General features: G+C 42.1%; 20 protein-coding genes and 2 tRNA genes. 6 read left to right on the top strand and 16 right to left on the bottom strand.

What is annotated here, in order from left to right; translation table 11 throughout:
- Window positions 1–76: 76 nt before the first annotated feature.
- The 14 genes from pnp to tpiA form a co-directional block, all read right to left on the bottom strand.
- Complete coding sequence (gene pnp / locus JMY05_RS11550; RefSeq protein ID WP_045443038.1) at window positions 77–2,179, bottom strand: polyribonucleotide nucleotidyltransferase; 2,103 nt, start codon at window positions 2,177–2,179, stop codon at window positions 77–79.
- A 746-nt stretch (window positions 2,180–2,925) separates the two neighbouring features.
- Window positions 2,926–3,192, bottom strand: a complete 267-nt coding sequence (gene rpsO, locus JMY05_RS11545; RefSeq protein ID WP_045443035.1) for a 30S ribosomal protein S15 — start codon at window positions 3,190–3,192, stop codon at window positions 2,926–2,928.
- 379 nt (window positions 3,193–3,571) lie between these two features.
- Window positions 3,572–3,736: a hypothetical protein gene (locus tag JMY05_RS11540; RefSeq protein WP_201615162.1), complete on the bottom strand. Its 165-nt coding sequence runs from the start codon at window positions 3,734–3,736 to the stop codon at window positions 3,572–3,574.
- 143 nt (window positions 3,737–3,879) lie between these two features.
- Window positions 3,880–4,041 (bottom strand): hypothetical protein, encoded by a 162-nt coding sequence (locus JMY05_RS11535; protein WP_201615160.1) that lies wholly within the window; start codon window positions 4,039–4,041, stop codon window positions 3,880–3,882.
- A gap of 75 nt (window positions 4,042–4,116) precedes the next feature.
- A complete protein-coding gene (locus JMY05_RS11530; protein WP_045443030.1) occupies window positions 4,117–4,641 on the bottom strand; it encodes a type 1 glutamine amidotransferase domain-containing protein in 525 nt (174 codons plus the stop codon).
- A gap of 376 nt (window positions 4,642–5,017) precedes the next feature.
- Window positions 5,018–6,097 carry a tRNA pseudouridine(55) synthase TruB gene (gene truB / locus JMY05_RS11525; protein ID WP_045443027.1) on the bottom strand — a complete coding sequence of 360 codons (1,080 nt, stop codon included), beginning with the start codon at window positions 6,095–6,097 and terminating at the stop codon, window positions 5,018–5,020.
- A gap of 16 nt (window positions 6,098–6,113) precedes the next feature.
- Window positions 6,114–6,518 carry a ribosome-binding factor A gene (locus JMY05_RS11520; protein WP_045443024.1) on the bottom strand — a complete coding sequence of 135 codons (405 nt, stop codon included), beginning with the start codon at window positions 6,516–6,518 and terminating at the stop codon, window positions 6,114–6,116.
- Window positions 6,519–6,721: 203 nt separating this feature from the next.
- Window positions 6,722–9,448 carry a translation initiation factor IF-2 gene (gene infB / locus JMY05_RS11515; RefSeq protein ID WP_045443021.1) on the bottom strand — a complete coding sequence of 909 codons (2,727 nt, stop codon included), beginning with the start codon at window positions 9,446–9,448 and terminating at the stop codon, window positions 6,722–6,724.
- A gap of 151 nt (window positions 9,449–9,599) precedes the next feature.
- Complete coding sequence (gene nusA / locus JMY05_RS11510) at window positions 9,600–11,084, bottom strand: transcription termination factor NusA (protein WP_055123697.1); 1,485 nt, start codon at window positions 11,082–11,084, stop codon at window positions 9,600–9,602.
- 158 nt (window positions 11,085–11,242) lie between these two features.
- On the bottom strand, window positions 11,243–11,743 hold the full coding sequence (gene rimP / locus JMY05_RS11505; protein ID WP_045454872.1) for a ribosome maturation factor RimP: 501 nt from the start codon (window positions 11,741–11,743) through the stop codon (window positions 11,243–11,245).
- Between the two features lie 446 nt (window positions 11,744–12,189).
- Window positions 12,190–12,266, bottom strand: a tRNA-Met gene (locus JMY05_RS11500).
- A gap of 125 nt (window positions 12,267–12,391) precedes the next feature.
- A tRNA-Leu gene (locus JMY05_RS11495) sits at window positions 12,392–12,475 on the bottom strand.
- Window positions 12,476–12,661: 186 nt separating this feature from the next.
- On the bottom strand, window positions 12,662–12,970 hold the full coding sequence (secG, locus tag JMY05_RS11490; RefSeq protein WP_025652589.1) for a preprotein translocase subunit SecG: 309 nt from the start codon (window positions 12,968–12,970) through the stop codon (window positions 12,662–12,664).
- Window positions 12,971–13,184: 214 nt separating this feature from the next.
- The gene (gene tpiA / locus JMY05_RS11485; RefSeq protein WP_201615158.1) at window positions 13,185–13,997 is read right to left on the bottom strand and encodes a triose-phosphate isomerase; all 813 of its coding nucleotides are present in this window, start codon (window positions 13,995–13,997) and stop codon (window positions 13,185–13,187) included.
- Between the two features lie 638 nt (window positions 13,998–14,635).
- Between tpiA and pilB the strand changes: the two genes are divergently transcribed.
- The 4 genes from pilB (at window position 14,636) to coaE (ending at window position 19,700) form a co-directional block, all read left to right on the top strand.
- Window positions 14,636–16,345: a type IV-A pilus assembly ATPase PilB gene (pilB, locus tag JMY05_RS11480; RefSeq protein ID WP_201615156.1), complete on the top strand. Its 1,710-nt coding sequence runs from the start codon at window positions 14,636–14,638 to the stop codon at window positions 16,343–16,345.
- Window positions 16,346–16,737: 392 nt separating this feature from the next.
- Complete coding sequence (locus JMY05_RS11475; RefSeq protein ID WP_045443014.1) at window positions 16,738–17,961, top strand: type II secretion system F family protein; 1,224 nt, start codon at window positions 16,738–16,740, stop codon at window positions 17,959–17,961.
- 25 nt (window positions 17,962–17,986) lie between these two features.
- A complete protein-coding gene (locus JMY05_RS11470; RefSeq protein WP_201615154.1) occupies window positions 17,987–18,889 on the top strand; it encodes a prepilin peptidase in 903 nt (300 codons plus the stop codon).
- 124 nt (window positions 18,890–19,013) lie between these two features.
- Entirely contained in the window at window positions 19,014–19,700 is a 687-nt protein-coding gene (gene coaE, locus JMY05_RS11465; protein ID WP_045443012.1) for a dephospho-CoA kinase, read from the top strand.
- Here the strand turns inward: coaE and rlmB are convergent.
- Both rlmB and JMY05_RS11455 read right to left on the bottom strand, forming a co-directional pair.
- Window positions 19,663–20,433 carry a 23S rRNA (guanosine(2251)-2'-O)-methyltransferase RlmB gene (gene rlmB / locus JMY05_RS11460; RefSeq protein WP_045443009.1) on the bottom strand — a complete coding sequence of 257 codons (771 nt, stop codon included), beginning with the start codon at window positions 20,431–20,433 and terminating at the stop codon, window positions 19,663–19,665. The two genes, coaE and rlmB, sit on opposite strands and share 38 nt — an antisense overlap.
- Before the next feature lie 212 nt (window positions 20,434–20,645).
- Entirely contained in the window at window positions 20,646–20,981 is a 336-nt protein-coding gene (locus JMY05_RS11455; protein ID WP_045443006.1) for a pyrimidine/purine nucleoside phosphorylase, read from the bottom strand.
- A 732-nt stretch (window positions 20,982–21,713) separates the two neighbouring features.
- Between JMY05_RS11455 and recN the strand changes: the two genes are divergently transcribed.
- Together recN and JMY05_RS11445 are read left to right on the top strand one after the other, a co-directional pair.
- A complete protein-coding gene (gene recN / locus JMY05_RS11450) occupies window positions 21,714–23,393 on the top strand; it encodes a DNA repair protein RecN (protein ID WP_201615152.1) in 1,680 nt (559 codons plus the stop codon).
- A 147-nt stretch (window positions 23,394–23,540) separates the two neighbouring features.
- Window positions 23,541–24,104: a YqgE/AlgH family protein gene (locus tag JMY05_RS11445; RefSeq protein ID WP_045443003.1), complete on the top strand. Its 564-nt coding sequence runs from the start codon at window positions 23,541–23,543 to the stop codon at window positions 24,102–24,104.
- The last annotated feature ends 44 nt before the right edge of the window (window positions 24,105–24,148 follow it).

Below are 24,148 nucleotides of genomic sequence, written 5' to 3'. Positions count from 1 at the left end.
CATAAAAAAACCGCCTTAAGCAATCATGACGAGAGACTTAAAGCGGTTTTTATATGTTGACTATAATAGATATCGATTAGCTTTGCTCGATACCTTTCATAGTCAATTTAATACGACCACGGTTATCGACGTCTTGGACGAAGACTTTAACGATCTGACCTTCTTTTAGGTAGTCAGAAACGTTCTCAACGCGCTCTTCAGCGATTTGTGAGATGTGTACCAAGCCATCAGTGTTTGGCAAGACGTTAATAAACGCGCCAAAATCAACGATACGAGCAACCGTACCTTCATAAGTTTTGCCCACTTCAACTTCTGCAGTCAACGCTTCGATTCTACCGATAGCTGCTTTAGTTGCCGCTTTGTTTTCACCAAAGATACGAATCGTGCCGCCATCATCGATATCGATAACTGCGCCAGTCTCTTCGGTTAGCTGACGAATCATCGCGCCGCCTTTACCGATTACGTCACGGATTTTATCCGGATTGATTTCGATAACCGCATAGTTTGGTGCATGAGCGTTGATTTCAGTACGACTCTCAGGCAATACTTTATTCATCGCATCTAAGATGTGGATACGACCAGCATGGGCTTGCTTAAGCGCTTGCTCCATGATGTCAGGCGTAATACCTTCGATTTTGATGTCCATCTGCAGCGCAGTGATACCATCTTTAGAACCAGCAACTTTAAAATCCATATCGCCAAGATGATCTTCATCACCTAAGATGTCTGATAGTACAGCGAAACGCTCACCTTCTTTAACCAGACCCATCGCGATACCAGCAACTGGTGCTTTTAGTGGAACACCAGCATCCATCAATGCCAAGCTTGCGCCGCAAACAGACGCCATAGATGATGAACCGTTTGATTCAGTAATCTCTGATACCACACGGATGACGTACGGGAAGCGCTCGCTATCTGGAAGCATTGCTTGTACACCGCGACGTGCTAAACGGCCATGACCGATTTCACGACGTTTTGGAATACCTTCACGACCTGTTTCACCAACTGAGAAATGTGGGAAGTTGTAATGCAGCATGAAATGGTCACGAATCGTGCCACCTAGTGAGTCAATCATGTTGACATCACGGCTGTTACCAAGCGTGGTCGTAACCAATGCTTGCGTTTCACCGCGTGTGAACAATGCTGAACCATGCGTGTATGGCAATACACCAACTTGTACGTCAAGGGCACGAACAGTCTCAAGATCGCGACCATCAATACGCGGCTTACCTGACAAGATATTGTCACGAACCGTACGATATTTAAGATCGTTATAGATTTCTTTAAGCTCAGATACGGTATCAGCATAAGTTTCTGACTCAGCATCACCAGCAAGTGCATCAATAATTGACTGCTTGATTTCGTCAAGCTTAGTGTAACGCTCTTGCTTATCAGTAATCGTATAAGCGTCAGCAACTTGCTCACCAAACTGCTCTTTCATGCTGCTGGTAAGCGCTTGATCACGCTCAGGGGCAATATACTGCTGCTTAGCAGTACCGATTTCTTCTGCCATTGAAGCAATGTTATCAATAACGATTTGCTGTTGTTGATGACCATATAATACCGCGCCTAGCATTTGATCTTCTGACAGCTCTGCGGCTTCAGATTCAACCATTAGTACCGCAGACTTCGTACCAGCCACAACCAAATCAAGATCACTCTCTTTAAGCTGCTCAATGGTTGGGTTCAGGATGTACTCGCCGTTGATAAAGCCAACACGGGCAGCTGCGACTGGGCCATTGAATGGTGCATCAGAGATAGCCAGTGCCGCTGATGCGCCGATTAAGGCTGCGATATCTGCAGACTGAGTCTTATCTGATGAAACAACCGTTGCGGTAATTTGAATTTCGTTAACATAACCTTCAGGGAATAGCGGACGAATCGGACGGTCAATCAAGCGTGAGGTTAGGGTTTCGAACTCGCTTGCACGACCTTCACGTTTGCCATAGGCACCTGGGATTTTGCCCGCTGCATACATTTTTTCTTGATAATTAACCGTTAGCGGAAAGAAGTTTTGACCTTCTTTAGCCTCTGACTTTACCACTGCTGCGACAAGTACGGTAACGCCACCCATGTGAACCAAAATAGAGTTTGCTTGACGAGCAATACGACCTGTCTCAATCACAACCTGTTGGTTGCCATACTGAAATTCACGCTTAATGGTGTTAAACATTGTCATATAATCTTCCTAATGTTGACTGACGAAAGTAATATCAGCATTATAAAAAGCTGATATTTTTCATTAAAATTCTGTGTATGTGACTACTAGTGTATATGACTAATAATTGACAGTCTTTCTCTCAGAAATCATCTCAACCAGTGCCAATAACATTACCTAGTTATTCCATATGCCTATCGGTGCTAGACATCGTACTATTGTGTATATTTGGTCATTCAATTTTGGCTTTACTATAAATACTATCAAAAAGACCTTAAGTCAAAAGACTTCGGTGCTAAAAACCCTATAGGCTATTTTTCTGCGCTTTTGAGAGTCAGGTATTAGCGCAGCTAGGTATTCTATAAGCTAAGAAACGGGTATTTTATAAATAGTCACCATATATGTAGTAGATATACTATCAAACTCACAAGGCATTATTTTACAGTGATTTATAGCCATTGACCAATGAATTGCGGAACACAGCAATTATCGATAGAAAACACTTAGCTCTAGGCTCTAGTATTACTGTTTTTACGAAAAATTCTATTACCTACTTGAATTGGTCTTTATAACCAATGCTATCCAAAATCAATCTTGAAAATGAATAAGCATAAAAAAACGGCGTGAAACTATTCCACACCGTTTTTAGAAAAATCTATTTTATCGATAGCAACAAGCAAGTTCCAAGCGATTCAGCAAAAATTCTAAAATAGCACCATATGATGGCTTCTTTTATTTTAGCATCCACTCGTACTATTGTCGTTAGATTAACGACGTAGACCTAACTGGCTGATAAGCGTGGTGTAACGACCAAGATCTTTACCTTTTAGGTAATCAAGCAATTTACGACGCGTATTAACCATACGGATAAGACCGCGACGGCTATGATGATCAGCTTTATGTGCTTTAAAATGGTTCTGCAAATCGTTGATACGAGCACTCAATAGTGCTACTTGAACTTCTGGAGAACCAGTGTCATTTTCGCCACGTTGGTATTGAGCAATGATTTGTTCGCGATCGGTATTAGTTAGCATAAATATCTCCGGCAATGCTAAAAGCTTTAAGACATTCTCGAATTTGAGTAAGATCTAAAGCAGTAGAATAGTAAATAAAATAGCTTGCACGTCATTCAGGACAACCCTGCATTACTAGAGTTGACCTAGTGTACGACAAGCTAATGAGTCATAACGACCATTTAGGATAAGTTGCTATGAGAGAGCACTTAATATAACTATCCGTTTTGGACAGTCTATGAAGCACGATGTCTGATCTCAACCTAATGTAAATGTGACGGTGATTATAACAAAAAACTGCTGAACTAGCAGCAGTTTTTCACAATACTTGTAAAGTCAGATTTATTTTTTATAGTTAAATCACCCGTCAATAGGCAATAGAATTTGCTTATTTCTTGACCTAATCTTCCGTCGCGTTACCGCCTAGTTCATCATCTTCAAGCGGTGCAGCTGTGGTAACTTCTGCTAAACTATCAGGAGTAGCATGCTCGCTAGGATTGATGTCTTCTGCAAGCCTTTCAATCTCTTTTTCTTGCTCATCCATGTTATTCAATGAATTACTCATATTAGCTCCTGAATTATTATTTTTTAAAGTAGCTGTTTTATACTTCTTACATTGAGATACAAATATCGTCAGTGGCATTGAGATGTAGAGATGATCAGCAAATATATCAGTATCACCTTATTATGGATGACACGTTACATACTCTACTTGTCTTCTTTAGCATTTCCTAGGTTGTCCGCAATACGATCTGCTGCGGCTTCATTATCTTCAGTATGATTGTTCTCAGTTTGGCCTTTAAGCGCTGCAGTTGCTGACTCAGAACGTTGTTGCTCAAGCTTGGTATCGTTTGGATTAGAGTTTGACATAATACTATCCTCAGTTACGGTTGTGAATATTTAAGAAATATAAGTAATTAATTACTCAGTAAGTGGGTAGAAAAATTAAGATAATGCCTTATCAATAGCATCAACGAAATTGCTGATATCATCTGGATTACGTGAGGTAATCAAATTACCGTCTACCTGTACTGTTTGATCTACAAATTTTGCACCAGCGTTTTCTAAATCTATCTGCAGCGTATAATAAGCAGTGAGCGTTTTACCTTTGGCAATACCTGTATTGATAAGTGCCCAAGGAGCATGGCAAATGACAGCTAATGGCTTGCCTGCATCATTGATAGCATTGATAATACTATGAGCCTCTTCATTGCCACGAATCGTATCCGCATTGACAGTACCACCTGGTAGTACCAACGCATCATAATCAGAAATGCTTGCGTCTTTTGCAAAAATATCAGCAATAAAGGTGTCGCCTTTGTCTACATCTTGCTGCATGGCTTGCACTTCTTTTTCTTTATTTGTGGTTATAAGAAGTGTCTTGTAACCTTTATCTTTGAGTTGATTATTAACCTCTTCGTATTCTGCTTGCTCGAAGTTATTGTGTAGTAAAAAAGCGATGGTTTTCATGATATTCCTTTTTTCGTTATGAGTGATTTTCTTTTAGTTGTTTTATTATTCATACTTTATTTTTATGAGTCGTTGTTATTATTGGCTGTATAGTCTTCCTCTGACCCACCTTGTTCCTATTAAATATTCTCTTTCGAACCTAGTTTTTGTTTTTGATATATGACTTTTTATCTTATTATTTTTTTATGTTCTTATTCTTAGAGTCTTAGTTCGATTTATTTTTCTATCCAGACTTCCTATCCGGTAGATCTAAAGTACAAAAAAAACAGGTTCCACCATAGGTGAAACCTGCAATAAAATGTGAGGATATGTGATTAGTGTAAACTATTAGTAAGCTAAATCGTGTTTAAACGAGGGATATATAAGAACCGTAACATTAACGCTGGATTAATTTTTTAGGCTGCAATCTACCGTTGAGACTTACGGCACCCAATCCAAGAAACTGACCTTGCTGATTTATCAAACGAATATCAACTGGAATCTCATGGATCAAGGGTTGTTGGTCATCGTCACTACTAACCATATCACTATCTAGTTGAATATCGTTGTTTTCTGACACAGACGACTGATGACTGATACTAGTTGAAATATAGTCGCGCAGACTGTCTGTCAGTTGCTCAAATACATTCAAACGTTGACCCATGTGTATACGCTCACACTGCTCAACCGTCAATACCATCTCAGCTTCAATATTAATGCAAGCATCTACCGGCATCAATTGCTCTTGCCTGTTATCGAACACTAATGCTTCTAAGTCTGGCAAAGTAATCGCATCATTGATTTTAAAATCACCAACCTGCGTACGGCGTAATGCAGTCAAATGCCCTAATGTACCCATCGCTTTGGCGATGTCTTCACCAAGTACACGCACATAAGTCCCTTTAGTACAGGTCACTGTCAATTGAATTTGCTTATGATCAAGTGCTTTTAGATCAATGGCCTTGATTACAATATCTCTAGGCGCTCGTTCTACTTCAATACCAGCACGAGCATACTCATAGAGTTTTTTGCCATCTTTTTTTAGTGCAGAATACATCGGTGGTATCTGCTGCTGAGCACCTAAAAACTGCTGGGCGACTTTGTCTAAAAGTACATCATCAAATTTTGGAATGGGTGCCTTAGCAGTTATTTGTCCATCGGCATCACCCGTATCAGTTTGACCACCAAGTAGAATAGTTGCTTGATAAGATTTATCTGCATCTAGCTGATAATGACTAAATTTCGTCGCTTCACCCATACAGATCGGCAATAGACCGGTTGCCATTGGATCAAGTGTCCCTGTATGCCCCGCTTTTTTACTGTCATGATTTGGCGACTTAAAAAGATACTTCACCTTTGAAACCACTTGCTGTGAAGTCATGCCTTTGGGTTTATCAACTAAAATAACACCCGAGACTTTAGTCTTGTCAGGGTGATTACTAAACTTTTTATCCGCTTGCGTAGATGCGATAGACATAACGACTTTTACCCTTCTACTCTTCGTTTTCTTGCTCGTCAGACTCATTTTCTTCAGTCTTAATAACTGCTTTACTGATTAAATCCATCATGTAATTACCACGAGCAGTCACTTCGTCATAATGAAAACGCAAGCGTGGTGTGGTACGTGTTTTTAGGCTGTGGCTTAATTCGGTGCGCAAAAAACCCGCCGCTTTATTAAGTACTTTGATACTCTCTTCATGATTGGTCTTATTCATGGAATCGTTAAGCTCAGGCTCCATGATGGTGACATAGACATCAGCATATCCTAAGTCAGGACTAACCTTGACGCTGGAAATAGTGACAAAACCAGTCAAACGAGGGTCATTGACTGCATCACGAATGAGAACAGCAAGCTCACGTTGAATTTGGTCGGCTAAGCGTTGTAGACGTTGGTTCATATTGTTACCTTACTTTAATATGGCTTATTTTCACTGATTGATATATTGGCTTATTAACAAATTTTAGGACTAATAGTTGGTAAAAAAGGCCTAGCAGGATGTACCTGTTAGGCCTAAGTACAGCTAGATATTAAGAAGATACTAACCTGCTCAGCTGATTAAGCATATTGCATGATTAGATATCCTGCTATCGAACTGTAACGTTAGATAGTACGTGCAAACTCTTGGATTTCAAAGACTTCGATCTTATCGCCAGCTTCGACATCATAGCCACGAACAGCCATACCACATTCCATACCAGTACGTACTTCATTAACGTCTTCTTTATAGCGACGCAATGATTGCAATTGACCAGTAAAGATAACTTGGTCATCACGCAATACGCGGATAGGTTTGTTGCGATAAATTGTACCTTCAACCACCATACAACCAGCAGCAGCACCGAACTTACTAGAACGGAATACTTCACGAACGTCTGCAACACCAAGGATTTTCTCACGATGTTCTGGCGCAAGCATACCACTCATAGCTGCTTTTACATCATCAATCAAACCATAGATAACGCTGTAATAACGGATATCCATGTTGGCGGCATCTGCTTTGCGACGTGCGGTCGCATCAGCACGAACGTTGAAACCTAACAATACCGCTTCGCTAGATTCTGCAAGTGTCACATCAGATTCAGAGATAGGACCGACGCCTGAGCTAATTACTCTGACTTTAACTTCATCAGTTGATAGCTCATTCAATGCAGAAAGTAACGCTTCAAGCGAACCACGAACATCCGTTTTCAATACGATATTCAAGAATGACACATCACCTTGTTCCATCTGATCAAACATGCTTTCTAAACGCATGGCATTCTGACGTTCAAGTTGACGCTCACGCTCACGGTTGCTTCTAAACTCTGCCACTTCGCGAGCTTTTTTCTCGTCGGTTAAGACTAAGAACTCGCTTCCAGCTGCTGGCGTTTCAGGTAGGCCTAAAATTTCTACAGGGATAGAAGGACCTGCTGATTGAATACGCTTACCATGTTCATCAGTCATCGCACGAACTTTACCGTAATGCTCGCCTGCCAAGACCAAGTCGCCTTGCTTTAATGTGCCTTTTTTAACTAAGACACTAACAACCGGACCGCGCCCTTTTTCAAGTCTTGATTCAATAACCACACCTTGAGCAGCGCCATCTAACGGTGCTTCTAGCTCCATTAGTTCAGCTTGTAGGCTGATAAGTTCTAACAGCTCATCAATACCATCGCCGGTTTTGGCTGAGATGCGAGCCATTGGGGTATCGCCGCCCCACTCTTCTGAAACGACTTCTTTAGCAGTCAATTCATTAAGGACGCGATCTGGATCAGCGCTTGGCTTATCCATTTTATTGATTGCAACGATAATTGGCGTACCAGCAGCACGGGCATGATCAATAGCTTCTGCTGTTTGCGGCATCATACCATCGTCAGCGGCAACAACTAACACAACAATATCAGTCGCCTGTGCACCGCGTGAACGCATAGCACTAAACGCCGCGTGACCTGGAGTATCAAGGAAGGTAATCACACCACGATCGGTTTTAACATGATAAGCACCGATATGCTGAGTAATACCACCTGCTTCACCAGTTGCCACTTTTGTTTCACGAATTTTATCAAGTAATGATGTCTTACCGTGATCGACGTGACCCATGATCGTGACTACTGGCGGACGAGTTTGAACGTTACTGCTACGCTCATCAACGGCGTCTTGTAGATCGTCTTCAACCTTAGTATCACTAACCAGTACTGGATTGTGACCCATCTCTTCAACGAGCAAACTTGCTGTCGCTTGATCAATCGTATCTGACTCACGAGCCATCTCACCCATTTTCATAAGCAATTTGGTGACTTCGCGCGCTTTAACTGCCATACGTTGAGCAAGATCTGCGACTGTAATTTGTTCACTAATCTCAACATCGTAAACAATTTTTTCAACAGGTTTTTCGAACTTATGCTGTGATGCTTGCGTTGAACGCAAACCGTTTTTACGGTTTTTGATTTCACGCTCATCTTGATTCTTACGACGACCACGGCCACGAGCACTAGTACTACTGGTGCCACGCTTAATTTCACGACGTTCTTTTTCAAATGATTCTTCTAAGGCATCACCAACCAAACCTTCTGCTAGTGGCTCATCTTTACGAACTTCAGAAGCAGGCTGATCTGTATATTTTCCAGCCATTTTACGCATTTGTTCAAGCGTACGTTTCTGTGCTTCTTCAGCTTGAGCGCGGCGTGTTTCTGTTTCGATTTCACGTAAACGAGCTTCTTCTTTCTCACGCATTTCGCGCGCTTTACGCTCAACTGCCGTTTCAACTTTCGGTTTCGTCGCTGCAACTTTTTTCTTCGGTTGGTCTTTAGGTTTTACTTCGACAGTGGTTTTGCCACCTTTTTTCACGACCACTGAGGTTGAGATATCGTCGTTTTTATCATCTGACTTTTTGCTAGAGCCTAAGCTTGCACGCATTGCAGCCAAGGTTGCAGCTTGACGTTCTTCAGATTTCTTCTTGGTAGCAGCACGCTCTTCAGCATCTTTAGCAGCACGTTCTTGCGACTCAATCATCGCTTGCTCACGCGCAGCCAACTCTTCAGCCATTTTTTCTGGATCAGGCTTTTCAAATACTTTCTTTTTACGCACTTCCACATTGACGCTCTTAGATTTACCTGAAGAGCCGGTCACGCGCGCAGTGCTAGTTGTCTTAGATTTAAGACTAATACGACGCTTTTCTTGCTGACCATGACTTTGCTTTAAATACGTCACCAACTTCTCTTGCTCAAGCTCAGTGACTAGGTCACCCTCTGCACGAGCAGGCAGTCCAGCATCTACCAATTGCTGTTGTACAGCACTTGCGGTTTTGCCTACCATATCTGCCAGTTCTTTGACGGTCTTATCTGCCATTTATTATCACCTACTGTCTATTATTTGCTATATGTTCAATTCAGTTGTTGGCTACAAATGATTGGGGTAAGGCTGGTATTGGTACTGCGTTCATACCAGCACTTTATTATCGATAGCATATCACTAAAAGACAGCGATATGCAGTTACCGCTTATTCATTGAACCAAGATTCCCGAGCTTTCATGATGAGTTTTCCTGCGGTTTCAGAGTCTAAACCTTCGATATCTTCGAGATCGAAGACTGCTTGTTCTGCCAAATCATCAACGGTAATAATGTCTTTTTGTGCCATTTTATAAGCCCAATTGACTGTCATACCTTCAAGCTCTTGTAGCTCTTGACTTGGCTCTTTCATGTTCTGTTGTTTGACCAGCTCATCAGCGATGACGACTTCTTTTGCACGCTCTTGAATCATCTCAATCGCTTCATCGTCTAGACCTTCGATATCATAAAAGGTTTCAACTGGTACGTAAGCCACTTCTTCAATACTGGTAAAACCAATATCGACAAGTGCTTGCGCTAAGTCTTTATCCACTTCTAAACGTTCATAGAATAATTCGATAAAGGCTTTCGATTCGTTTTGTTGACGCTGCTGATATTCTTCTTCTAGCATCATATTAAGCTTATAACCCGTTAGCTCAGACGCTAGACGTACGTTTTGACCTTGTGAACCGATCGCACGCGCCAACTGATCGTTGGTGCTAAAGATAATATCAGCCGTTTGCGTATCTTCATCCAAGATGATGCTACTGACGTCAGCTGGCTCTAAAGCACTGATAATGAACTGTGCTGGATCATCTGACCACACCACAACATCAATGCGTTCGCCATCAAGCTCCTGCTGTACGGCTTGGATACGTGTACCACGCATACCAATACAAGCACCAACTGGATCGATACGATGATCGTTGGTTTTCACAGCTATTTTAGCACGAGTACCCGGCAAGCGCGCGACGTTGCGGATTTCAATAATTTGTTCGGCAATCTCAGGTACTTCTTTTTGCATCAATGCTGAAAGCATTTCAGGATGAGTACGAGACAGTAGCAACTGAGCACCGCGGTTTTCACGGTTGACATGATACAAAATGGCATTGATACGTGATTTTGCACGTAATTGCTCACGCGGCAGCATCTGATCACGTGACAAATAGCCTTCGGCATTGTCACCTAGATCAATGATATAGCCATCACGAGTCTGCTTCTTGACTTCGCCATACATCATCTCGCCAACACGTGGCTCAAAAGCATCTGCTACTAAATTACGCTCAGCTTCACGAATCTTTTGGATGATGACTTGTTTGGCTTGAGTCGCAGCAATACGACCAAACTCAATCGATTCAATCTGTTCTTCTTTGACATCGCCGATTGACCATTCTTCTGGATCAAGATCGCTGATGGCTAGCTGACAAGCAGGCATTTCATGGTCTTCATCTGCAACCACTGTCCAGTAACGATAAGTATCATAATCGCCCGTTGTACGGTCGATAGCAACCCGTACTGCCACTTCTGGCTGTTCGGTGTATACTTTTTTCTTGGTCGATACCACCAAAGCGTCTTCTATCGCTTCAAAGATATCTTCAGGATTTAAGCCCTTTTCATTACTGACAGTTTCTACTACCGTTAAGATTTCACGACTCATGCTATACCTGTCCTATCATTTTTAATTGACTTAAATTTTATGATTTATGTATTGCTATTATATTTTCACCGTAAGCTATATAAGCTGTTTGGATATTAAAATGCTGATGGATGATTTATTACTTCAAGTTGTCAAATCAAACCAAGCTGTACAAAAGCTTAGGCATCTTCATAAATCAAATTGGCTTTATCAATATTACTCAGCGCAATCTCAAACTGCTGACCATCGCTTGATGTCAGATTTAAGACATTTGCATCGATACTATCTAAAGTACCTGTCGCTTTGCGGCGTTTTTGATCACCTTCACCAATCGCTTGTATTAAACGCAAGCTGACGGTTTGACCAACATAGGCATGCATCTGCTCATCGGAAAAGAATGCACGGTCAAAACCTGGTGAAGAAACTTCTAAGATAAACTCACCAGCAATCGGATCATGAACCTCAAGAATACCGCTCACTTGATGGTTCACTGCTGCACAGTTTTCAATGGTTACTTGTTTATTTTGGGCCTGCTCTTCTGGCAACGCCTCAATATAAATGCGTAATAAAGAGCGATTGCCTTGCGGTGCAAACTCGATACCCCATAATGCCACATCGCAAGCCGCGACGGCAGGAGCAATAATATTGGTCAGTTCTGTAACTTTGGTTGAAAGCTTCATAATCTATTTATCTTTTCCTATTCACGTATCTATCGTACTTAGTAAACCGCGTAATTGTCGCTCACTCATGGAGTTTATTTATTAGTAAGAGACACAGTCATTATATTATCTTAAATCACAAACATATTATTTTATATGACATGCGCTTATATAGGGATGAGCACAAAAAACATCAAGCTCAGCCAGACAATGCTTTTATTATTCACAAAGCAGTACTATCGATAAAGGAGTGAGTAATAAAGGATAGTGTGCTTAAGAAGCAGCGCGCCGATAGCGGCAGGTGACAACCAATAACGAATAATATCGCACTCTATAGAACTAGAGCTTAGCATAAGTAGGATAGATACCGCGATACCACTGACCGTCAGATACAAAAAAACCCACAAACATAATGGTGGGCTAATCGTTACTGACAAATTTAGTGTACAAAACATCAGTATAAAAAGTGGTAGCGGGGGCTGGATTTGAACCAACGACCTTCGGGTTATGAGCCCGACGAGCTACCAGACTGCTCCACCCCGCATCAATCTATGGTGCGTATTATAGGGGGGTTTTATATAAGTGTCAATCTTTATTTTAAATAAATTAAACTAAATTTCTTACCTATATTACTAACGCCGCACTTAATACGTTACAACTTTAAAAACTTGGTGCGATTGGGGGGACTTGAACCCCCACAGCTTGCGCCACCACCCCCTCAAGATGGCGTGTCTACCATTCCACCACAATCGCATTTTTCACTGCTCTACTATTACTATCTACTCTATCATAATAGATGCTTAAGGTAGGCATCGATAGGATCAGACTGCTAAAACAGAAAAGCATTGTAAATCTAACGCCTCAAAATAGCAAGAGCTGCCTCAATTAAAAGGCAATGACTAAAGACAGCTATTAAAGGCAAGTGTCTTTAAAATACAGTTATTGAGGATTCTGTGTCAATGGACGCGGCGTTTGTGGTGCTGACACAGGTGCATCTAAACGGAACTGATCTTCAGCCTGTTTGCGCGCGTGAACGGCTAGCGTCATACTGGTGATAAAAAATATCACTGTTAAGACTGCTGTCGCACGCGTTAAAAAGTTCGCTGTTCCTGCCGCACCAAAGACCGTACCTGACGAGCCAGCGCCAAAAGAAGCTCCAGCGTCTGCCCCTTTACCATGCTGTATCAAAATCAAGCCGATCATGGCAATCGCCACGATAATATGCAGGGCTAATATAAACGTAAACATGGTGGCCTCTTTTGCCGCGTAATGACGACTGATAACGGAAAATAAATCTTACGGTTAATAGGAATAGCAATTGACGGGTAATGCTGCCAAATCGATTATATAAATAAGGCGCATTGTACACGATTGCAAGGGCACTGTTAAACCTACTTTTGCCAACTGATAAAGACATTTTATAATCGAGACTGCCATGAAATGCACGTTTTATCTCTATTAACTAGTCTTTAGCTCGACTAAAGGCATTGGCAATTGCCAAAAAACTCTCTACCTTTAATGATGCGCCGCCAACTAATGCCCCATCAATCATAGGATCTGCAGCAAAGCTATCAGCATTGTCCGCATTGACACTACCACCATATAGCACACTCATTACCTTTAGTGATTCTGCAAAGCCTGTGATGGTTTGCTTAATATGCTGATGCGTTTGACTGACTTCGCTCACGGTTGGGACTTTGCCAGTACCAATCGCCCACACTGGCTCATAAGCAATGATCAGTCGATTAGATAGTGATGATATGAGATCTGGTTGGGTAGTAATTACTTCTTTTATGACTGATAACTGAGTGTCAATTACGTCAAGGGTTTGCTTATCATCATATTGAGCCTGAGTTTCACCAATACAAAATACCACGCCCAAACCTTGGGTGAGTGCGTGAGTCACTTTTTGCAATAACGTATCGTGAGACTCGCTATGATACTGGCGACGCTCAGAATGACCCAGTATCGTCCAAGTTGCCCCAGCGTCTGCTATTTGCTGTGCTGAGCATTCACCCGTATAAGCGCCAACACTGGCACTATGCGCACTGACGTCTTGCGCTGCACTCAATATCGAACTACCGGCTAAACGCGCACTGACAGCTGCCAGATGAATACAGCTTGGTGCCACCATCAACTGACAGCGACTACTTGACCGTTCTGTGTCGGCTTGCTCTTTAGCATCAATCGTAGTCAACAAATTATTCAACAATAAATCGACGTCGTGACTCGTTGCTGGATTTTGTTTCCAATTACCAATTACCCAAGCTTGCATACTCATCTACCTTGTTTCATCTATTCTTGCCAATTTGGCTAATATGCGCGCCAGTATAACAAATAATTCTCAAGTGCTATAGTATGCTGCCACCAGCAGAAAAACAGACAGTCAGTGCGAATATTTACTAGGGCGTGTCCTCACTCTAAAAAATTATGATAAAAATCAGATAAATTACTGTTAAACAAGGAAAGTAGCGCAAATATTATCGAGATATTGATAAGCTATTTGACGATGTTTGGCAAAATTCAACCATTTTCAACTTATTTAGAGGATAGTCTATTAAATTGAGGATACGCTCTAGACATTGTCTCAAGCTATGATTTTTTGGGTCAAGCACTCAATCGTCCATATAAAATCTTTAAACTAAAGTAATGTTTTATAGTATTGTGTCTATATATAACAGAACATTATCACCAATCTAACGACCAAGCTACTGATGACCTACACTATTAAAACGCTTTCTCTGCTAGATCTCTTGTAAGAGCATCTCTGCATTGACTGTTATTAATGATAGCCTAAAGGCTAACAATGACTTATAGCAGGTCTCTGTTAAAAATTATAATAGTAAGTGGCTCTCAGAAGTATATGGATTTCAGACAAATATATAGCATATTGGGTATTAAGGAGAAGTCGTAATGTCTATCACCACGAGCAAGTATGGTGGTTTAGCGCACCAGCTAATCAGCGAAGGTATCGTCAGCGAAGCGAATATGAAAATCGCGCAGACCGAATCGCAACAGCAACAAGTAGGACTAGTGCCCTACCTAGTCGATAATAAATTGGCAGATGCTTATCATCTTGCACAGATGTTGTCACAAGCTTTTGGTGATCCTCTTTTCGATCTTGATGCCTTACATATTGATGTCATTCCAAAAGACTTAGTGGATGAAAAAATCGTTCGTAAATTTAATGCGTTGCCACTATTCAAGCGAGGACAGCGTTTATTCGTCGCGTTGAGTGATCCAACTCGTGTGGATGCAATCGACGCTATTGCTTTTAATTCACGGCTGTCTATTGAAACTATTGTCGTCGAAGAAGATAAGTTAAAAAAGCGTATTGAAAGTCTTTACGCTGATACCATGCAAAATTTTGATAGCTTCTCTGATAGCGATTTAAATATTGGCTTTGATGAAGGTGAAGAAGAGGAAGGCGAGACCAAGCTTAGTGATAGCGTCGAGGAAGCACCCGTTGTAAAATTTGTCAATAAAATGCTGGTTGATGCCATTCGTATGGGCGCCTCTGACTTGCACTTTGAACCCTATGAAAAAACCTATCGCGTTCGCTTTCGTGTCGATGGGGTGATGCAAAAAATGGCCAATCCACCCGTACAACTGGCTGGGAAAATTGCGGCCCGTTTAAAAGTCATGTCGCAGATGGATATTTCAGAGCGCCGTGTGCCACAAGATGGACGTATCAAGCTCAAGATATCTAAAGATAAAGCCATCGACTTTCGAGTAAGCTGTCTGCCTACCCTATTTGGCGAAAAACTTGTACTTCGTATTTTGGATCCTTCTTCAGCAATGTTGGGTATTGAAGCGCTCGGTTATGAACCTGATCAGAAAGATATGTTTTTAGAGGCACTGCATAAACCACAAGGTATGCTGCTTATCACGGGACCAACTGGTTCTGGTAAGACCGTGTCGCTTTATACTGGTATTAATATTTTAAATACTGGCGCGACCAACATATCCACTGCTGAAGATCCAGTGGAGATTAACTTGGAGGGGATCAATCAAGTCAACGTCAATCCAAAAGTGGGTCTAACTTTCGCAAATGCCCTCAAATCTTTTTTACGCCAAGATCCTGATATTGTCATGGTTGGTGAGATTCGTGACCTTGAGACTGCTGAAATTGCAATTAAAGCAGCGCAAACAGGGCATATGGTGCTCTCAACCCTACATACCAACTCAGCACCTGAAACACTGACGCGGCTGCGGAACATGGGTGTGGCCTCCTTTAATATCGCGACTTCAGTGAACTTGGTCATTGCCCAGCGCCTAGCACGACGTTTGTGTAAAAACTGCAAAAAACCTATTAATATCCCTAAGCAAAGTCTGCTTGAGCTCGGCTTTACAGACGCCGATTTGGACAATCCAGACAATATCATTCACGAGCCAGTAGGCTGTAATGAATGCCGTGAAGGTTATAAAGGACGAGTCGGTATCTACGAAGTCATGAAAGTCAGCCCTGATATCTCACGCATCATTATGGAAGATGGTAACGCGATAGATATCAAAGACGCTGCACTCAAAAATGGCTTCCGAGACCTGCGTCGCTCTGGGATTTTAAAAGTCTTACAAGGCGTAACCAGTATTCAAGAAATGATGCGCGTTACTTCTGAGTAAGCATACTGGCTATGCGCATGTTGCATACGCACAAAAAAAAGACACTGCTGATCACTAAAGAGAAACGTTTGAAGTGACTAAACCAACTACTTTTTAATCTTCAGCTATCTAAAAAGCAGTCTTTGTCAGTGCGATGGTGAAAAGTATAGTCGAAAGTTCAGAACCACTCTTATATGAGTAATGCCATTATTTATATGAGGAATTATATGATGGGTGGTAATCGTACATACTTTTATAAATTAGCAATAATCCCTACCAGATATACTTAAATATAAAACAGAGTTATACTGGTTTTTTACGTTAAAATAAAGTATGCCTTTTTATATAATGAGTCAGGCATCGTTGTACATCTTTGCAATATCTATATTAGACAATATTTTGAGGGTAGTAACATGGCAAAAGCGAAGACCGACATGCTGTTAGACTTTGTCTATGATGGGGTGAATCGACGCGGACAAAAAGTAAAAGGGGAGACTACAAGCCGTAGTTTAGAGTTGGCAAAAGCGACTTTACGCAAACAAGGTATCAGCGTCAAAGGTATCAAGAAAAAACCGAAGCCGCTTTACACTTTCAAGAAATCCATCAAACCTATTGATATTGCTATTTTTTCTCGGCAAATGGCGACTATGATGAAAGCGGGCGTGCCATTGACCCAATCCTTTGAGATTGTTGCTGACTCACTTGACAATCCCAGTATGAAAGATCTGGTATTACAAATAAAATCGGACATTGAAGCGGGTGGAACCTTTGCTTCAGCGCTACGCAAGCACCCGCGTTATTTTGACGATCTGTTTTGTTCACTCATCGATTCTGGTGAGCAGTCAGGTGCACTGGAAACCATGCTTGAACGCGTTGCTACCTATAAAGAAAAAAGTGAATTACTTAAAGCCAAAATTAAGAAAGCAATGAAGTACCCTATCGCCGTTATCGTCGTTGCTATTATTGTGACTATCATCCTGCTAATTAAAGTAGTACCTGTATTTTCTGGTTTATTTGAGTCTTTTGGTGCAGAGCTGCCTGCTTTTACCCAAATGGTTGTCAATATGTCTGAGTGGATGCAGGCGTGGTGGTTTATTTTAATTATCATTATCGGCGGTACTATCATTGGCTTTTCAGAGACGAAAAAACGTTCTAAGAAATTCCGTGACTTCTTAGACCGTGCGGTTTTAAAAGCACCAATATTTGGCAATATTGCCTATCAAGCTATTATTGCTCGTTTTGCTCGTACACTATCGACGACCTTTGCTGCGGGCGTGCCACTTATTGATGCCCTCGACTCTACAGCTGGTGCCACTAATAATGTTGTATTTTATAATGCCACTCAGCAAATCAAAAATGATGTTTCTACTGGTCAACAATTACAGTTTTCAATACGCTCGACCAACCTTTTCCCAAGCTTAGCCATTCAAATGGTTGGCATTGGTGAAGAATCCGGTAGTTTGGAAGAGATGTTAGACAAAGTTGCCGTCTACTATGAAAATGAAGTAGATAACGCTGTTGATGGATTGACCAGCTTGATGGAACCTTTGATTATGGCAGTCTTAGGCGTATTAATCGGTGGCTTGGTGATTGCCATGTATTTACCGATTTTCCAGATGGGCGCAGTAGTAGGCTAAAAGCTAACTAAAGGACAGCTTGTTCATGCAATTTATAGAGTTATTACAAGATAATATGCCTATCGCTTTAGGCATATTCGGCCTATTAGGTCTTTGTGTTGGCAGTTTTTTAAATGTGGTGATTCACCGTATTCCACTGATGATGGTTTATAGCTGGCGACAAGAGTGCAGCCAGTTTATGTCAGAACAAGCAGACATGCCTCGCGAACACACTTTGCCCCTATCAAATATCGTAGCAGCTGACCAGCCGATTACTTTGAGTCGACCAGCCTCACGCTGTCCTCATTGCGCCCACAAAATAAAGTGGTACGAAAATATACCGTTAATTAGCTGGTTAATACTACGTGGCCGTTGCTCAGAATGTAAAGCAGCGATTGGACTGCGTTATCCACTGGTTGAGCTAGCAACAGCCCTACTATCAATGTTAGTAATTTATCAGTTTGGCGTAACTGCAGCTGGCTTGTCAGCCCTGATTTTGGTATGGACGCTGGTTGCATTAACTGGTATTGATTTTGATACCCAATTACTGCCTGATCGCTTGACCTTTCCATTAGCGGGTTTAGGATTAGCAGTGAATTCACAAGGCTGGTTTGTCTCACCTACCCAGTCAATTTGGGGCTTATTGCTAGGATTTTTGTCATTGTGGATAGTGGTTAAGATATTTTATCTAATCACTAAAAAGCATGGTATGGGGCAGGGAGATTTCAAATTATTGGCAGTATTAGGTGCTTGGCTTGGGCCCATGATGTTGCCATTGATTATTTTATTGTCTTCTCTATTAGGCTCAATTGTTGGGATTATTTTGATGAAGAAACAGGGTGAAAGCAAGCCGTTTGCCTTTGGTCCTTATATCGCTATCGCTGGTATTGTTGCTTTATTATATGGCTCAGATATCGTCAACTGGTATCTCGGCATGTATACTTACTAAATTGTTCTAGAAAGTATTTCGGTCGCTCCTTTTTAAACAGACACCAAATCTTAAAATAGGCACCAAAATACTTTCTTAGCTTATAACCATCACTGTCATTATATCGAGCAGATAAGTCATTATTATGTCAAAACAAGCATCTTCACCTTATTCTCATAAGCCCCAGACCCCGCAAAAGAAAAGTAAAACCTTAGTAGTTGGCTTAACGGGTGGTATCGGTAGTGGCAAGTCCGCTGCGAGTGCTTGGTTCGCTGAGCAAGGCATTGATATTATCGATGCGGATGTGATTGCCCATGAAGTCGTCGCTAAAGGTAGCAACACTCTGCACAAAATCCAGAAAAAATTTGGTGATTGGGTGTTGAATAGTGATGGATCAATGGATCGAGTGGCAGTAAGAACGCACGTCTTTTCACATCCTGAGGCATTGATTGAGTTAGAAGCAATCACTCACCCAGCGATACGCGAAGCAGCAAAAGCACAGTTAGCAACCAGTACTTCGCCTTACGTGATACTGTCAGCGCCTCTACTTATTGAAGCAGCAGAAGCAGGGCTTGCCAATTTATGCCAACGTATCTTAGTAATGGATGCCACCGAGGATACGCAGATTGCGCGTGCCAGTCAGCGCGACGAACAAAGTATACAAAAAATCAAAGCCATCATGGTGAATCAGCTGAGCCGCGAAGAGCGCAATCGTCATGCAGATGATGTGGTGCTCAACGAAAGTGATCTTGCGGCTCTGTATGTGCAACTAGCGCCATTACACCAAGAATATCTTAAGCTTGCCCAGCAGCTAAAGTACGCTGTCGATTGACTTCATACAGCGCCATACCAGTGGCAACACTCACATTTAGACTTTGAAGGTTGCCATGCTCATTTCCTGACATCGGAATATACACCAGCTCATCACAGCTCTCCATAGTCAGGCGACGCATCCCCTCACCTTCTGAACCCATGATAATGGCTGTTTTGCCAGTCAGATCAGCGGCATGAATCGGTTTGGCATCTGCATTAAGCGCTGTACCAAACACAAACACCCCAGCATTTTTGATTTGCGTGAGCGTACGTGCCAGATTGGTAACACTGATAATCGGCATCATCTCTGCTGCACCGACCGATACTTTAGCCACTGTTGGTGTCAGACTTGCCGCATGATGTTTCGGACAAACCACGGCATCCACACCCATCGCCACTGCGGTACGCAAGCAAGCACCAAAGTTATGCGCATCCGTAATTTGATCCAAGACCAATAATAAGCATTGGTCACGCCCAGCAAGGGTAGTAAGCAAGCCTTCATCAGCAAATCCTAAAGGACGCGCATTTAGCACCACACCTTGGTGCTGCGGGCTGCCACATAATTGCGTGAGCTTGTCTTTTTGCGTGGGTTGGATACTGATACCATTGTCACGTGCTTGCGCCATGATCGCTTGTACATGGCTATCAGTCTCACGACCTTGCTGCACAAACAAGCTTAGCCCATCTAAAGGACGATATTCGAGTAAGGCATCAATCGCATGAATGCCATAAAAATAGGTAGGTTTTGCCATAATAGGCCTATTGAGTATAAAGTGGGTATCGCGCTATATGATAAAAACTAGGCGATAAAAAGAGATGACAGTAATTGTATCAATAAATGGATATCTGCATATAAATAATATCAGCAGAAAAAGAAAAACCTTACCAATTCGATAAGGTTTTTCTTTTTTTGAGTAAAAGGCTTTTTGCTGTCATCAATTACTTAATAACAGCTTTAGCAAACTTACCCTTCTAAGTGACAGATATATTGAACAATTTCTTCTGTTCGCAGATTAAAACCACTATTGCCTTCAACCACGAATGATTGACCAGCGCGGTAATAGCTGAATTCTTCGTCACCATTAATTTTGACCTCACACTCACCGCCTGTGATCTCGATACGCTCGGAGGTATTGGTGCTAAAATGATAATGCTCAACCAAATTATCACAAGGCAAGATAACGCCCAATGTTTTATGTCGACCATCTTCGAACATAATAGTGTGGCTTGAACAACGACCATCATAAGATACCGTCGCTTGAGCATTAACTGTTACATTAGTAAATTGCGCCGCTGTCATAGTGGCTTCCTTATCAAATAATCATTACGAAACTAAAAAATAAGTAATTGGTTAGAGTACCGCCAGAGTTGCATCGTTAACCGACACCTCTGTACTACGTACTGTATCCTTCTATACTAGATATCTGTGTGCTAAAGCTAGCCACAGGTTCTATGAAAATACTTTAGAATAATGACCGAGTGGCATACTCTTCCAACTATACGCCTATCATTTTACAAAATTATGACTCGTTATCGTATATTACACTGCACTAATCTAATCAGAAGAGTTTATCATTATGTGAGATTATGCTACCACATTATATCTATAAAGTTTGTTAAAGCGACTAGGAAAATGCTGTTTGATGCGAATCTTAAACTTATTTACTCACCTTTTTTGAGTCAGCACCTGATCGCTACAATTGGACTATTTTTATAAGTCTAATCCGCAACCATACTTAGTACACAGCCATCATTTTGATAGGCTTAATCATCTTAATGATTGATATTGTGAATATTATGATGATGACTCATAGCCAGTTTTTGACAGTTTTATGGTAATCTTCCAACAATAAAATCTATTATACATCGCTTGAAAGTTTGTATTTAAGCGCGTTTAACACCATACTATTTGCCTATAATAGTTATCTCATTAACACGGTTGAATGAATAATTTGGTTCCCTTATCTACCCTATTTTATATATGGCTTCTTGAGATGTATATGAAGTCTATTGTCTGTCATGAGAGGCATTGATGCTAGTATCATTAACTTTACATCAGTTTGCGTTGATTGCTCAGCATGAGCTGAGTGTAGCTGAAGGCTTCAATGTCATCACTGGTGAGACCGGTGCTGGCAAGTCATTATTATTGGATGCGCTGTCTTTGTGTGTTGGCGAGCGCGCAGACAGTGCAATGGTCAGACACGGGGCGGCGCAAGCTGATATTTATGCGCAGTTTGATGTGGAGCATAACAATGTCATCGCTGAGTGGTTCGCTAAAAATGATAGAGCACTAGAAGAACCCGAAGTCCTCATTCGTCGTCAGCTCAGTAATACTGGACGCTCAAAAGCTTGGTTAAATGGCACGCCTGTCAGCTTGGCGGAGCTTAAGAGCTTAGGTGCATTGTTAGTTAATATCCATAGTCAACATGCTCAGCAAGCGCTCCTCAAGCCTCAGTTTGTAGTGCAATGGCTCGACGAGATGGCGCAAATTACGTCTCTAGCTTTACAAACTGCCAGTAGCTATCAAACCTATCAGCAGCTCAAACGCCGTGCTGAAGACATTGCGAGCCGTGAGGCTCATCGCCAAGACCGTATTCAACTATTGCAAAGCCAACTTGCTGATATTGCGCCATTATTGGCAGTTGATTATGCAGAAGTCGAAGCGGAGCACGAAGAGCTGTCTAATATCGAAGCTTTGATGATCGAGGCCAGTCATGGCTTACATCTTCTTGATAATGACACGGATGAGCCAGACGTCATGACCTTGCTTGGGCAAGCGATCAAGCTTTGTGATAACCAAATGAGTGTCAGCCAAACTTTTGAGCAAGCCTCCGAACAGCTGCATTTAGCACAGCAACAAATTACTGAGGTAACAGGCTTACTGTCAGATTATGCTGAGCAACAATTGCCTGATCCTGAGCGTTTGCAGACATTAGACAGTCTTATCAGCTTAGGACATCGCTTATCACGTAAACATAGCTTGCCAACGAGCGACTTAATCGATGAAGCAAAGGGCTGGGAAGCGCAATTAGAGCAGCTAGAAAACGAGCCAAGCAGTGATGCGATGGCGGCACAAATTGAGCAGGCTTGGCAAGACTATCTTGCATTCGCCACTCAGTTAAATAAAGAGCGCTCGAAAGCCGCGCCGATCGTCAGCAAACAATTAATGCAGCAACTACAACCGCTCGCGCTACCCAACGCCCGCTGCGAGTTTGTCTTTACCAAGAAGGCCGAGCCGAGCCACTATAATGCACAAGGTTGCTATGATATTGATTTATTATTTAGCGCCAACGTCGGTATGCCTATGCAGCCATTACATAAGATTGCCTCAGGCGGTGAGCTGTCACGAATGGCACTGGTGATGCAAGTACTGCAAGCAACCAATGCCGATAATAATGCCGCAAAACCTATGCTGGTATTTGATGAAGTCGATGTCGGTATCAGTGGCGGTACGGCGCAAGTGGTCGGTGAGCTACTGCGCGCACTTGGGCAGACGCAGCAGCTACTGGCCATTACTCACCAAGCACAAGTCGCGGCGCAAGCACATCAGCATATCTTGGTACAAAAACATCATGACGAGCAGACCGAAAGCGAGCTATTAATACTGACTGATAGCGCGCAAGTCGACGAGTTGGCACGCATGTCTGGCGGTGTGATCATCACTGACGTCACTCGCGACCATGCGCGTAGCTTATTGACCGATGTGAAATAAAGGCTTGGTCATTCATCAACCAGTTGTGCAGCGCTGTGTCTCATCACTGCTAAATATTTGCTTTGGTTGATTTTCACCTCAGTATCGCCATATAGTGGTGTGTCATTTCTGTTATTTTACCTTCAATATTAGGGTGCGTTTGTCTCTATGTCTAAAGCCAATTTGACCCATCATTTTTTAATCGCGGCACCAGAACTGTCAGACCCACGGTTTGAGCAGGCGCTGATCTATATTTGCCGCCATGATAAACACGGTGCACTCGGTCTGATGGTCAATCGTCCATTAGAGCAGGCACGCGTGGGCAAACTGCTAGAAGATTTAGACATTGAAGTGACGGATGCGCAAGTGATGGAAGATGTGGCATTAGAGGGTGGCCCGATGTATCCAGAGGTTGGCTTTGTGCTGCATACGGGTCAACCAGAATGGGCATCGTCTTTTGCAATTTCAGAAAACGTCTGTATTACCACCAGTCAAGATATCCTTAAGCGTATCGCCGCAGGTCAAGGCGTTGGGCATTATCAGCTGTGCTTGGGTCATGCCAGCTGGGGTAAAAAACAGCTCGATCAAGAACTAAATAATGGCGATTGGCTTGTCTGCCCTGCTGATCTGAATTTATTGTTTGATACACCATTCGAAGAACGCTGGCAAATTGCCGCGGATAAGATTGGGGTGAACTTTGATTACCTTAGTAGCGATATTGGTCATGCTTAATGATTGGCTACGGTTGCTAAAGTATCCTTTTAAATTAAAGCTGC

This window comes from Psychrobacter sp. JCM 18902 (genome assembly GCF_904846615.1).
In the GTDB taxonomy this organism is placed as follows: Bacteria; Pseudomonadota; Gammaproteobacteria; order Pseudomonadales; family Moraxellaceae; genus Psychrobacter.
This window is presented reverse-complemented; position numbering and strand designations above follow the sequence as displayed.